Genomic DNA, 13,868 nt, shown 5'->3' on the forward strand with positions numbered 1-13,868 from the left:
TCTGCTCGTAGGAAACCAGCGCGTTTGACGTCAGGCGTTTGCCGACGCTGAGAATCTGCTGGCCGGTCGTTCCGGCCGTGTCGATACTGTTGCCGCCGGCCACCCGACTGCCTGGCTGGCGTCCGCCGGAACCACCGATAGTGCCCTGACGAAGGCCGAATTCGTCGAATCCCAGCCGGTTTTTCAACTGCTGGATGACGCCCCCCGATTCGTTGCCGAGTAGTCCGCCGGCCGCCGAGAAGAGCAGCGTCGCGTCGCCGGCGCCCATCTGTTCCGGGCCGTGGCCGAGGACCAGCCAGGCGAGCTTTTCGGCATCGGGCAGTTCCGGGTCGGAGATCAGCTTGATGATCGGCCGTTGCGCCGAGCCGCTGATCTGCACGCCGGGTTCGACCGATAGCCCCTGGCGCACGGCACGGACATCGAGGCCGGGATTGTCGAGCAGGCCGTTGAAACTCAGGATGCCGCGTTCGATTTCCAGCTTCTGGCCATAGGCTTCGAAGCGGCCGCTGCGCGCCCGGATGGTGCCGCTGGCCCGCGGCAGGTCTCGGCCGTGGGCGGTAATGCGGATGGCACCGGCCAGTCGGCTCGACAGGCCGGCGCCATTGAAGAGGAAATTGCGGCCGAGGTCGGTGCTGATGTCGAGTTCGAGTTTCGGGCGCAGGCTGGCCGCGGGTTTTTCACTGCCCCGGCGCTTGACCACCACATCGTCGGACAGTCGCGGCGCGCCGCCGGGGGCGAGTTGCCAGTAGCCGGCATCGACAGTCAGTTTGCCCACGGCGCCGAGCGTGCCGTCTTTCAGGCTGAGCCGGCCGTTGCCGGAAACGGCAACCCACTGATCAGGTAGCTGGAAAGCGCCAAGGCGGTCGAGCTTGATGTCGAGAAAGGCGTTGTCGCTCTGCATGCCACGGTCAACCCGAATTTCGCCCGAAATTTCAAGTCGTCCCGGCTGCTTGGTCAGCGCCGCCAGGTCGTCGCGCGCATCGAGCCGGATCGCCCGCGGCATGGGCTGGAGCAGGCTGTCGAAGCCGAGCCGGTTGATGTGCAGCAGGTTGTTACGCAGATCGACATCGAGTTCGCCGCGCGCCAGGTTGAGACCCTGTCCGGGCAGGCGTAGGGCCAGTTTTTCTCCGCGGAAACGGCCGCTGCTCAGCGGCGCGGCGGGCGTGCCGGCCAGTTGCAATTCGCCGTTGAGGCGGCCTTCGCTCTGCCAGCCCTCGCCGATCAGCTCGGCCAGCCAGCCGAGGTCGGCGATGTCGGTTTTCAGGCTGCCCTGCCAGCGGGCGTTTTGGTTGAGCGACCAGGCGCCGAGCATGGCGGCGTTGAGTTCGCCATCGACCTGGCCGATGCGGCTGCCGCTGGCGTTCAGGCTGGCGTGCAGTTTTCCGGCGTCGGCCGCGGCCTGCAGCGTGGCTTGCCAGTCGAGCGGGTCGCCAACGAATTTGGCCGGGCCGACATTCCACCCGGTGGCGGCGAGCTTGATGGGGGCTGGCGCGGCGAGGTGGAAGTTGCGCGATTTGTCGGGGCTGTTCAGTTTCGCTTCGAGCAGCCGCCCTTGCCACTGGCTGAAATCGCTGCTCAAACCGCCGTCCACGGCGATATTCAACAGATTCTTGCCGGCCACTTCGGCGCTGGCTGTCAGGCTGTGCGCCTGGTTCGTGCCTTCGCCATGCAGGCGGATGGCGCGCAGCAGGCCGGGCTGGTCCGGCCTGTCGAGGGCGGCGATGGTGAGATCGAGGCTCAGCGCCGAGCCCGCCTCACCGCCGCCGTCGGCTTTCAGGTTCAGGCCGGTGAGGCGGGCGACGCCGGGCTTACCAATTTTCGCGGCACTGAGCTGGCCGGCGATTTTCGGTTGCTGCGCCGAGCCGGTCAGGTCAAGCCGGCCAGTGATGCCGCCGTCCAGGCCGTAGGCGGCCAGTTGCTGGGCGTCGAGGTCGACAACGACGGTGTCGCCGGGCTGGCCGAAAGCACCTTTGGCCGTCAGATGGTTGGTGCCGGAAACGAGCTGGATATCAATGCCGGGAATGCGCGGCCAATCGATGTTGAGTTTGCCTTGGCCGTTCAGCGGCTGACCGGCGACCCGGCTGTCTTTGAGCGTGAAGCTGGCGTCGACCACGGCGCGCGGGTCGAGTCGGCCGCCGGCCTTGAAATTGGCGTTGATCTGCGCCGCCGGCACTTTGGCGAAGCGGCTTGGGTCGAATCGTTGCAGCTCGCCTTCGGCCGTGAAGGCGCGCGGTGTTTTTAGGGCGAGTTCGGCCTTGGCGCTCAGGCGGGCGTCGCCGGCGGAGAGTTGCAGTTGCGGCAGTTCGACGCGCTGGTCGGCGTGGCTGGCCTCGGCGAGCAGGGTGAAGGTGGCGTCTTTCAGATTCAGCTTGAGTTGCTGGCGCTCGGCGCCGACAAGACTTGAAATTTGGCCATTTAATCGGGTTGACCGTAGCGTCGAGACGAGTTGCACGGCGTCGAGGCGGCTGGCGGTCAGCGCCAGTTTCAGGGCGCCGTCGCGCCATTCGCCGCTGCCGTCGAGTTCGCTGCCACCGGGCAGGGTGGCGTGCAGGGTGGCCAATTTGGCGGTGCTGCCCTGCCAGTCGACGGTGCCGGCCAGTGTGGCGAGTGGCAGGCGCTGGCGGTCGAGGGGGCCGGGCTGGTGGTTGGTCAGGCCGAAGCTGCCGACGATACCGTCGCCTTGCGGCGCGATGTCGGCCGTGATGCTGAGTTTGGCCTGCGGCGCACCGGGCTGCCAGGTGGCCGGGTCGATGTCTTCAAGCAGGAGGCGGGCGCTGGCGAAAGCGGCGTCGGCGAAGGGCGTGAGCGCGACCTCGGCCGTGCCGGCGACGCCTTGAGTGGCGACGGCTGTCAGTGCGATGCGTTCGAGCGGGCCGTTGGCGGTCAGCGACATGGCGAGCGGCCGCTCGTCGAGCTGGCCGGCAATCTCGGCGCTGGCCGTGAGCGGCATGGGGGCGAGTCCATCGAGGCTGGCGCGGCCCGTGATGGCGACGCCGCCGGTCAGGGCATGGACGTCTGCAAGCTGGTGCTGGCGGCCATCGCCGGTCAAGCTGGCGGCGAGGTCAGTGGCGGTGAAGCCGTCGCCGACGCTCAATTTCAAAATTGAGAGTTTTTTGGCGTTGACCGTAACAGGCAGTTGCAGGTCGGTCGGCGCGGGCGTTGGCGTCTGGCTCGGGGTGGTTACGATGTGCAGGCTGGCGATGCTGAGTTCGGCGATGTCCAGCGTGCCTTGCAAGAGCGCTGACGGCGTCCAGTCGAGGTGAATCTGCGTCGCTTCGATTTGCTGCCTGGCGCCTTGCCAGCGCAGTTGGCCGATGTCGAGATTGCCGAGCAGGCGGCCGCTGGCTTGTTCGATCTGCAGCTGGCCGGCGGTGGCGCTTTGGGCCAGGCCGATGGCGGATTGCAGACCGCTTTCGCTGGTCGTCAACCAGCCGAGTCCGCCGATGACGGCGGCGCCGGCGCCGGCGAGGAGGGCGAAAAGGGTGAGGGGGCGTTTCATGTCAGAACGGAATGGCCAGCGAGAAATGCAGGTGCACTTCCTGGTTCCGTTCGCCGTAGGCCAGATCGACGCCGATCGGCCCGGCCGGGCTGCGCCAGCGGGCGCCGAGGCCGGCGCCGACAGCGAGGCGGATGTCCTGCAGGGAATCGACCGCATCGCCGGCATCGACGAAGGCGGCGATGCCCCAACTGTCGTTCAGCCAGTGCGTGACTTCGGCGCTGGCGATGGCCAGGTAGCGGCCGCCGACGATGGCGCTGCCTTCGCGGACGCCGAGGCTCTGGTAAGCGTAGCCGCGCACCGAGCCGGCGCCGCCGGTGCGGAACAGGTAGTCCTGCGGGATGTGCTGGCGGGAATCGGCGAAGGTGTAGCCGATTTCACCGCGCAGATTGAGCGTGTCGACGCGGCCGAGCGGGATGTAATGCTGGACGCGGCTGTGCAGGCGGACGAAATTCTGGTCGGACAGCGCGGCCTTGGCGCCGCCGCCGATCTGCACCTGGATGACGGTGCCATCACGCGGGTCGAGCAGGTTGTCGATGTGGCGCCAGGTCCATACGCCATTGGGGACCAGCGCCCGGGCGGTTTGTGGGCTGGCGCCGCTGGCTTCGCGCTTTTCCTCCTGCCAGTTGAGCGACAGGCGCTGTTCGACGATGCCGCGTTGCTGGACGGTCTGCGCGCCGAAAGCGTAGCGCTCGGTTTTGAGGCCCTGAATGTCGGCCGCTTCGGCCATGATGCCGACGCTGTGCCGGCGGTTGCGCTGGTCAGGCGGCAGGAAGACGTCGCCGTAGGCGGTCTGTCTTTTCTGCTCGTAGCGCAGACCGCTGTCGAGCGCCCAGCCGCGGCCGAGCAGGTTGGGCGTGTGGTAATTCACCTCGACGCGGGCCCCGGTGTTGGAACTGGCGCCGGCGCCGAAGGAAACGCGGTGCGGCGAACGCTCGCGGACGCGGACCAGCACGGGCGCCGTCGCCGTGCCGTCCTCATTGACCACGGCTGCCTCGCGGTCGAGCGTGGTCTGCACCGAGGAAAAGTAGGGCGTAGCTTGCAGCGTGCCCTGCAACGCGTTGAGCCGGTCTTCGCGGTAAGGCTGGCCGGGCAGTACGGCGCGGTTGTAGCGCGCGATCAGGTCGGGCGGGTAGTTTTGCAGGCCCTCGACGCGAATGCTGCCGAAACGGTAGCGTGGGCCGGCGTCGTAATGGGCGTGCAGGTCGGCGCGGTGCGTTTCGGCGTCGATACTGGCTTCGCTGTCGAGCAGCGAGGCATCGGCATGTTCGACGGCCAGCAGCTCGGAAAGGATCTGCTGCTTGGCATCGTTCCAGTCTTCCTGGCGGAAAGGCTGGCCGACCGGCAGGCCCCAGCCGGCAATCAGGGCCGATTTCGTTTTTGCCTCAATTTTCCCGTCGACCGTGACAGCGACGCTGGCGATGGTCGTCCGTGGTCCGGGGTCGATGGCCAGCTTGAGGCCGTCATCGTTTTCAGTGAAAGTGAATTCCGGCGAAAAATAGCCTTCGGTGGCGAGGATTTCGCTCAATTGCCCCTGCAAACGGCTCGGGCTACCGGCTTCTTCCGGCAGCCAGGGGGCCAGCAGCTTGCTGATGTCCTTCGGCGCCTGCACGGAAAGCTCGCCTGCGGCGAGCGGGCCGGCGAGGGCGAGAAGAAGGAAGGGCAGGCGGCGGCTAATCACGCCGTCATTTTACGCGTCAGCAGCGGCTTGGCGCGGTGGCAGCAGGAAACTGCGTGGCTGGCTGAGCAAGCGGTTCCACAGAACCCGGAACAGCGGCCCCCAGTGCTCGAAAACGATGCCGCGGGCGCGCAGGGCGGTGCGCAGGGCGAGCACGAAGCTGACCGCGAGGTTGGTGAAACCGATGGTGGCGATGCCGAAAACGGCCCAGGCGATGGCCTTGAGCGGCAACTCGAACTGGAAGCCGACCAGCGCGTAGCCGAGATTGGCCGAGGCGAAGGCGATGTGGCGGATGTCGAGCGGCAGGCCGAGGATGGTACCGATGACGCCGGTCGAGCCGAGCATGCAGCCGAACAGGAAGTTGCCCATGATGCCGCCCAGGCGTTCCTGGATGTAATTGCCGAAACGCCCGGCGCGCTCGCTGCCGGCCAGCGCCTGCAGCCAGCGCAGGCGGGCGATGCGCGGGCCGATGTCGGCGTAGGCGGCGCGGTTGTCGAAATAGCCGGTGATCAGGCCGGAGAGGAACAGGTAGAAACCGGCGATGGCGGCGTGGGGCAGCGCCCACGACAGCGGGTCGAGCTCGGCGATGAGATGGGCCCCCTTGTCCACGCTGATCGGCGGTTCTCCAGCCAGGAAGCTCAGACCGAGGCCGACGGCGATGGCCACCGGCAGGGCCACCATGACGTTGCCGGCAATGGCGGCGAGTTGGCTGCGACTGACGGCGGCGGCGACATCGACCAGCCGCTCGAGATCGGCGCTGCGCGTCGGCTTGATGTCGCCGAGCAGGCCGGCCAGCGTTTGCGCCGTCATGGCGGGTTGCTTGGTGGCGACCGTCATGCCGAGCAGGAAGATGATGACGAAGCCCAGGCCGTAAATCATGCTGAACAGGAAAGCTTCACCAAACAGCGGCGTTTGCAGGGCGGCGGCCTTGATCTTGAGCAGGGCCATGAGGCCGATGAGCACCCCGGCGCCAGCCGCCGAGCGCCACATCGCGCGGTAGTCGGCATTCGTGTCGCAGATGTAATGCTCGCCCGAGCGCGCGGCGTTTTCGGTGACCCGCACGGCGAGCAGGCGGGAGAGCTGGGCAACGTAGAAACGCAGGCTGTTGCGGCGGTTTTCGGCGAGAAAGGCGGCGTGGGCGAATTCGCCCCAGGACTGGATGGCCTCGCCGCGGGTGGTCGATAGCTGGCTGGCGGTGAGGATGGCGGCAAGGTCGCGCAAGCGCTCAAGGCTTTGCTCGGCACGCGTCAAGATGTAGGAGAGATGGAGACTGGTACCGACAGTGAGCGCCCGCTTGCGGATGCGTTCCAGTGTGTTCTGGCACTGGTCGGCGATGACCAGTAACTGGCTGCCGTCGTCGGCAACCTGTTCGGGATCGCTGAGCGCGGCGCGGAAGGCATTGACGAAATCGAGCGCCTCGGCCGAGAGGGCGACGAAGCTCGGCGTGTCATCGTCGAGATTGGGCGAGGCGCGCATTAGCTCGTTTTCGATGCCGAGGCCGCTGACCCGGTGGGCGAGCAGCAGTACGGCATCGAGCATCTGCTCCTGTATGCGGTGCCAGTCGACATTGCGCAGTTCGTCGGCCGGGGCGAGCAGGGCCCAGAAGCGTTGCGCGGCATCGGGCGGAATCGCCTCCAGCCAGCGCCAGTCGTTGGTCTGGTCGTAGATGACGTGCAGGCAATCCTTGAGCCGGCGCGCGTCGGGGACTTCCGGCAGCAGGCGGCTGCCGAGGATGCGCCACCATTCCGAAAAAAAGCCGGTGCCCGGCAGCACGCCGCTATCGGTGAAGAAAGTGACGAGCCGGCGGGTGGCGATGAAATGGACGATGTGGCCACGGAAGGCGGCGAGCAGGTCCGGGTCGGATTCGAGGCGGTCGAGCATGAACTGGTAGCGGTCGGCCGAACCGGCATCGCGCCGGTGGCGCGGACGCAGAACGGCGACAAGCCGGCGCATCAGTTCCAGCGTGTCGGCGTCGGGGGCGCGAAAGCGGTTCAGGGCATCGGCCAGGGGATCGCCTACCTGGGGTGCCTGGCCAAACAGCCAGAGAAAAAAGGCCTGGATTTTTGTCATGTTTTTTTGGGTTCCGGGGTGCCTGTCGGGAGGTCTGACCGCCCCATGGTAACGGACATAAACCAGCATCACCATGGGCGACAAGTGGTTGAAATGTGACGATTCGTAATAGAATTGGATGGTTTCAAAATAATCCTTCATCCTAATGACTAAACTGGGACTGCCAAAAATGAACATCGTCAAAAAATCTCTGGTTCTGGCCCTGCTGGCCGGTATTGGTTTTACCGCTGTGGCGCAAGAGCGCGTTTATCTGATCGACGGCCGTGACGTCGTTGCCAAGTCGGGCACCGGCCTGTGCTGGCGTGATGGCTACTGGACCCCGGCCGCTGCCGCTGCCGACAAGGCCGGTTGCGAGTGCGACAAGGACCTGCTGCCGGCCGAAGCCTGCGCCCCGAAGGTTGCCGCGACGGGTACCGGCGGCGCCAAGGCTGCCGGCGTCAAGCCGTCCGGTGAAAAGATCACCGTCGCTGCCGACGCGCTGTTCGACTTCAACAAGGCTGTCCTGCGTCCGGCCGGCAAGCAGAAGCTCGACGAGCTGGTTTCCAAGGCCAAGGCTATCAAGCTCGAAGTGATCCTCGCTGTCGGCCACACCGACCGCCTCGGTGGCGACGCCTACAACCAGAAACTGTCTGAAAAGCGGGCTGCCGCCGTCAAGGAATATCTGGTCGCCAAGGGCATCGAAGCCAACCGTGTTTACACCGAAGGCAAGGGCGAAAAGCAACCGGTCACCGGCAACAAGTGCAAGGGCAACGCCAAGACCAAGGCCCTGATCGACTGCCTGCAGCCGGATCGTCGCGTCGATATCGAAGTCATCGGCACCAAGTAATCGGCCGCTGCTGCAATGAAAACCCTGCTTCGGCAGGGTTTTTTTTCGAATAAGGAATGACGATGCCGTTTCGCCGCCGGGCTGCCGTTTTCATTTTTGGCCTTTTTTTCCAGTCGACCGTAGCCTTCGCCACCGACGCCGCCCGGCCGCGCATCGGCCTCGTGCTGGGCGGCGGCGGGGCGCGCGGGGCGGCGCATATCGGCGTGCTGGAAGTGCTGGAAAAATTGCGCGTGCCGGTCGATTGCGTCGCCGGCACGAGTATGGGGGCGCTCATCGCCGGGGCCTGGGCGGCCGGTATGTCGCCGGAAAAGATGCGCCAGGCGCTGGCCGCGGCAGACTGGGCCGACATGTTTGTCGATAACCCCGAATACGCCGAGATGAGCTACCGCAACAAACTGGTCTCGCGGACTTACCTGCCCGGCTCGGAGAGCGGTGTTTCGGCCGATGGCGTGGCCTACCAGGGCGGCGTCGTGGCCGGCCAGAAGATCAAGCTATTCTTCAATCAGCTGGTGCGCGCCAATCAGGGCGAGCGCAATATCGAGGATTTGCCGCTGCCGCTGTCGATCATTGCCACCGACATCGGCACCGGCGAGCGCGTGGTTTTCCGCGATGGCGCCCTGACCACGGCGATGCGCGCCAGCATGTCGGTGCCCGGCCTGCTTTCCCCGGTCGACCATCAGGGTCGCAAGCTGGTCGATGGCGGGCTGGTCGATAACCTGCCGATTTCAGAGGTGCGCCAGCGCTGCCAGGCCGACGTGGTGATCGCCGTCAACGTTGGTTCGCCGCTGCTCAAGGCTGAGGCGGTCGGCTCGCTGCTGACGGTGTCGGCGCAGATGGTCGGCATCCTGACCGAGCAGAACGTCAGTCGTTCGCTGGCCATGCTCAAGCCGGGCGACATTTACCTCAAGCCCGAGCTCAACGGCATCACCGCGGGTGATTTTACAAAGCATGCCGAGGCCGCCGAGAGCGGCCGGCTGGCGACCGAAGGCGCCAGTAAAAAGCTGGCCCGCCTGTCGGTCAGCGAGTCGGTCTACGCGGCGTGGTGGCAGGGTATCGAAGTCAGCCGGCGCAGCTCGCCGCGCATCGACGACATCGAGATCGTCGGCCTGGATCGGGCCAATCAGGGCGTCATCGAGCGCTATCTCAGCGTCCAGCCCGGCGAAACCATCCGGCCGTCGGTGATCAACCGCGACCTGCTGCGCATGTACGGCGACGGTTACTACGAGAGCGTCGATTACACCGTGCTCGCCCAGCGCGACCGCAACATTCTGCGCGTCATGCCGATCGAAAAGCGCTGGGGGCCGGATTACGCGCGCTTCGCCATCAACCTGCAGGCCGACAACAGCCAGGGCTCGACCTTCGGCCTGCGCGCTGCCTATCACCAGACCTGGCTCAACCGCCTCGGTGGCGAGCTGATCTACCACGGCGAAATCGGCTCCAACAACCGCCTCGGCGTCAACTACTACCAGCCGCTCGACGCCCGCCAGCGCGTCTTCTTCGAAGGCGTCGCCGGAGCCGGCCAAAGCCGTCTCAATGTCTATGAAGACGACAAGCGCATCGCCCAGTACCGCGACAGCGAAACCGCTGTCGGCGCTTATCTCGGCGCCAACATCGGCCTGCTCGGGCCGCTGCGTTTCGGCTGGGTCCAGCGCCATCGCTATTTCGACCTCGATATTGGCGACCCCTCGCTGCCCCGCGGCGACAAGAAAATGACCGGCTGGAAGGCCAGCCTCGATTTCGACCAGTTCGACCGTATGCACTTCCCGACGCGCGGCTGGGCGACACAGCTTTCGTGGTTCGAATCGCCCGCCAGCAACTACGCGCGCGCCGATGCCGACCTGCGCGGCGCCTACGCTGTCGGTGGTACGGTGGTCAACGCCCGGCTGCGCTATACCGGCTCGCCGCGCGGCAATCTGCCGGTTTTCGACGCCGGCACGCTGGGCGGCTTCCTCAACCTGACGGCGTTCGCCCCGAGCCAGATCATCGGCGACGACATCCGCTACCTTGGCCTGCGCGGCGAACAGATCATCGGCCGCCTGCCGCTCGGCCTGCGCGGCGACATGCGCGTCGGCCTGGCGCTCGAAATGGCCAAGGTCGGCTCTCCCTACTCGGAATCGACGCGGGTCGGCGTGCTCGACTCGGCGGCCTTGTACCTTGGCGGCCAGACGCCGTTCGGGCCGGCCTACGTCGGCTTCGGCTATTCGACGAGCGGCGTTTCCAACCTCTTTCTATTCGTCGGGACGCCCTGACGACACGGCGAATGGCATACTGAACGACTCATCTTCCGGGAGAAAAGCATGAAATCACGTTTTCTGATGGCCGCCGCGTCCTGTCTGCTGTGGGCCGGCCTAGCCCTGGCCCAGGTCAATATCAACTCGGCCACCCGCGATCAATTGGACGGCCTGAAAGGCATCGGTCCGACCAAGGCGCAGGCCATCATCGATTACCGCCGGAAAAACGGGCCGTTCAAAACGGTCGATGAACTCGAAAACGTTCCCGGCATCGGCCCGGAAACCCTCAAAGACCTGCGCCGCGATGTCGTTGTCAGCGGCACTTCCCGCCTTCCGAACGCGGCCCCCGCCGCCGTTCAGACGCCCGCCCGCCCCGCACCGGTCAGCCGTTCGCCAGCCGAAGCAGCGAAGCCCATGGCGCCAGCGCCCACCCGTCCGCTCGACAAACCGGCGGCGCCGGCGAGCAAGCCGACGGCCCTTGAGGCTGCCCGACCGGCTGCCCCCAGCCGGCCAGCCAAGCCGGTGCTGGAACCCAAGGCGGCGGCCGCTGCTCCAGCTGCCGTGAAGCCTGCTGCAGCGGCCGTTACCGTGGCCTCTCCAGCGCCGGCCAAGCCCGCGATGCCCGGCAAACTGGCCGTTCCGGCCCCGGTTCTGGCCCCTGTTTCGGCCAAACCTGCAGCCGCTGACGCCAAACCGGCCGCTCCGATGGTGGCCCCCGTAAAGCCGGCCTCGCCCGTGAGCAAACCCGCTGGCCCGGCGATGCCCGGCGCGCCGGCCAAACCCGCCAGCCCGGCGCAGCCGGCGGCGTACTGAAAATAGTGGCGAACGGCCGAGGCCCGGTTGAGCGATAGCCTCTACCTCTGCGCGACGACGCGTCTGGCCCAAACCCTGCGCGGCGAGCTGCCGGCGGAGCGGGCGGTGTGGCGCACCCGGCAGGCGCTGACGCTCGGCCAGTGGTTTGCCACGCTGGCCGACGAGGCGCTGCTCAGCGGCATCGCCGATTTGCCCGTGGGGCTCGACGCTTTCTCGGAACGTCTGCTCTGGGAAAAAGTCATCGCCGCCTCGCTGACCGAAGCGGCGCCGCTGTTCGACGTCCAGGGCATGGCCGCCTCGGCCGCCGAGGCGCAGGCGCTGGCCCGGGTCTGGAAAATCACGGCGGACGGCAGCGCGTTGTCCGATGAGGCAAAGCTGTTCATCGGCTGGCAGGCGGAATTCGCCAAACGTTGCCGGAGCAACGGCTGGATCGACCCGGCCGGCTTGCAGCGACACGTTGTTGAACTGATCGCGGCCGGCCATTTTGCCCTGCCGGCAAGCGTTGCCTTCGTCGGTTTCGACCGCTACACGCCGCTCGAACGCGACCTCATGGCGGCCCTGGCGGGGCGCGGCGTGAGTGTGCAAAATCAGGCGAAATTTCCGGTTGACCGTAGCAATCAGCAAGTTGTTGCCTGCGCCGACGGCGACGCCGAATGCGCCGCCGTGGTCGCCTGGGTGCAGGACCAACTGGCGGCCAATCCGGCGTGTCAGCTCGGCATCGTGGCGCCCGATCTGGCCGGTGTGCGCGACCGGCTCGAATTCCTGCTCGACGACGCCCTGCATCCGGCGCTGATTCGTCCCGATGCGGCCGAAGTGCCGCGCGCTTTCAATTTCTCGCTCGGCCGGGCGCTGGCCGATTTGCCGCTGATTCGTGTTGCCCTCGATCTGCTGGCGCTCGGTAGCGGCAGGGCCAAGGTCGAGCAAAGCCGGCTGTCGGCCTTGCTGCTGGCCGGTGGCTGGTCGGCCGCCGAGGGCGAGGCCGATGGCCGGGCCCGGCTCGACGCCGCCCTGCGCCGCGATCTGCCCTATTTCACGACGCTGCCCGCCTTGATCCGTCTGGCCCGGCGACTGGCCGAAAGCGAAGCGCCGCTCTGCCCGCAAACGGTAGCCGCCCTGGACGCTTTCGCCGAAGCCGCCGCAGCGGCCAGTCGCAAGCTGCCGCCCGGACAATGGGCCGGGGTCTTCCGCAATTGCCTCAAGGCGGCCGGCTGGCCCGGTGACCGGCCGTTGTCCAGCCACGAATTCCAGGCACGCCGGGCCTTTGGCGAAGTGCTCGACGGTTTCGGCCGGCTCGACGGCCTGCTCGGGCCGCTGGCCTTTGCCGAAGCGGTGCGCCGCCTGTCGCAACTTTGTCGCCAGCGCCTGTTCCAGCCCGAAACGCGCGGCCAGCCGGGGATCCAGGTGCTCGGCGTGCTCGAAAGCGCCGGCCTCGAGTTCGATGCCCTGTGGGTCATGGGCATGAACGACGACCTCTGGCCGCCGCCACCGCGCCCCAATCCGCTCCTGCCGGCTGAATTGCTGCGTGCCGCCGGGGCGGCACACGCCAGCGCCGAAGTCGAGCTCGATTTCGCCCAGCGCGTCCATGCCCGGCTGGCGCTGTCGGCGCCGAAGGTGACTTTCTCGTTCGCCCAGGCCGACGGCAATCGCGTTTTGCGGCCGAGTCCGCTGATTGCCGGGATTCCCCTCGCAGCGGGTGCCTTGAACGAAGTGGTGACTTTGGCCCGGCAACTGGCCGGTGAATCGGCCGCGGCGCTCGAACTGGTCGACGACGCCATGGCGCCGCCGGTCGGCGAGGGCGAAAAAGTTTCCGGCGGCAGCTGGGTCCTGCGCGCCCAGGCGATTTGCCCGGCCTGGGCCTACTTCCAGTTCCGCCTCGGTGGGGAGGCGATGGACGAACCGGTCGAAGGCCTCGACCCGGCGGCGCGCGGCACGCTCGTGCACGAGGCGCTGGAGGCTTTCTGGACGGCGGTGCGGTCCTCCGATGCGCTCGCCGCCCTGGGCGAACCGAGCCGCCAGAAAGCCATCGCCGAAGCCGTGACCAAGGCGCTGCAAAGCTTCGAACTCGACCGCCGCATCACGCTGCCGGCCCGTTTTCGCCAACTCGAAGCAGGCCGGCTGGCCAAGTTGATTGAGGTCTGGCTGCAGGTTGAGGCCAAACGTGGGCAGAGCTTTCAGGTCATCGCCTGCGAAGCGCCGGCCGAAGTCGAGATCGAGGGCATCAAGGTCAACATGATCGTCGATCGCATCGACCAGTTGGCCGACGGCCGGCAGGTCATCATCGACTACAAGACCGGCGCCGCCGTCGATACCAAAAACTGGGCCGCGCCGCGCATCACTGAGCCGCAGCTGCCAATCTACGCCGCACTGGTCAATGAAGAGGTCGCCGCTGTCGTCTTCGCCAAGGTTCTGCTCGACAAGCCGGCCTTCGCCGGTGTGGCCGATGAAAAGGACATCCTGCCCGGCGTCCAGGGTATCGGCGACGACAAGCAGAAAATTTTTGATCCGGCCGAGTTTCCGGACTGGATCGCCGTCATCACCCACTGGCGCGAGCGGCTGCACGCCGTGGCTAAAGAGGTCCGGCTGGGCCAGGCCGGCGTCGTTTTTGCTGACGAAAAGGGCCTGCAATATTGCGAGGTGCTGCCGCTCCTCCGTTTGCCCGAACGCCGCCGCTTGTTGGCTGCGGCGCAGGCCGGCGCGTCAGTTCCGTCTCTTTTGCCATAGATCAAGCCAAGGTCTTGGCGATAGGCGAAGAAT

Annotated in this window: 7 protein-coding genes; 4 read left to right on the forward strand and 3 right to left on the reverse strand. The window is 66.6% G+C overall.

The window, feature by feature from the left end:
• From ADADOO_RS10715 to ADADOO_RS10725, 3 genes are all read right to left on the reverse strand, one after another.
• A partial coding sequence (locus tag ADADOO_RS10715; RefSeq protein WP_511277424.1) for a translocation/assembly module TamB domain-containing protein occupies window positions 1-3,499 on the reverse strand: 3,499 nt, incomplete at its 3' end.
• Window position 3,500: 1 nt separating this feature from the next.
• Window positions 3,501-5,177, reverse strand: coding sequence for an autotransporter assembly complex protein TamA (locus ADADOO_RS10720; RefSeq protein ID WP_511277425.1), 1,677 nt, complete (start codon window positions 5,175-5,177; stop codon window positions 3,501-3,503).
• Window positions 5,178-5,186: 9 nt separating this feature from the next.
• Window positions 5,187-7,244, reverse strand: a complete 2,058-nt coding sequence (locus ADADOO_RS10725) for a site-specific recombinase (protein WP_511277427.1) — start codon at window positions 7,242-7,244, stop codon at window positions 5,187-5,189.
• A gap of 169 nt (window positions 7,245-7,413) precedes the next feature.
• Between ADADOO_RS10725 and ADADOO_RS10730 the strand changes: the two genes are divergently transcribed.
• The 4 genes from ADADOO_RS10730 (at window position 7,414) to ADADOO_RS10745 (ending at window position 13,835) form a co-directional block, all read left to right on the forward strand.
• Window positions 7,414-8,070 (forward strand): OmpA family protein, encoded by a 657-nt coding sequence (locus ADADOO_RS10730; protein ID WP_511277428.1) that lies wholly within the window; start codon window positions 7,414-7,416, stop codon window positions 8,068-8,070.
• Window positions 8,071-8,132: 62 nt separating this feature from the next.
• Window positions 8,133-10,319 (forward strand): patatin-like phospholipase family protein, encoded by a 2,187-nt coding sequence (locus tag ADADOO_RS10735; protein WP_511277430.1) that lies wholly within the window; start codon window positions 8,133-8,135, stop codon window positions 10,317-10,319.
• 48 nt (window positions 10,320-10,367) lie between these two features.
• Entirely contained in the window at window positions 10,368-11,114 is a 747-nt protein-coding gene (locus ADADOO_RS10740) for a ComEA family DNA-binding protein (RefSeq protein ID WP_511277431.1), read from the forward strand.
• Window positions 11,115-11,141: 27 nt separating this feature from the next.
• Window positions 11,142-13,835 carry a PD-(D/E)XK nuclease family protein gene (locus ADADOO_RS10745; protein WP_511277432.1) on the forward strand — a complete coding sequence of 898 codons (2,694 nt, stop codon included), beginning with the start codon at window positions 11,142-11,144 and terminating at the stop codon, window positions 13,833-13,835.
• The last annotated feature ends 33 nt before the right edge of the window (window positions 13,836-13,868 follow it).

Origin of the sequence: Azonexus sp. (assembly GCF_036170495.1) — a bacterium.
Classification (GTDB): Bacteria; Pseudomonadota; Gammaproteobacteria; order Burkholderiales; family Rhodocyclaceae; genus Azonexus.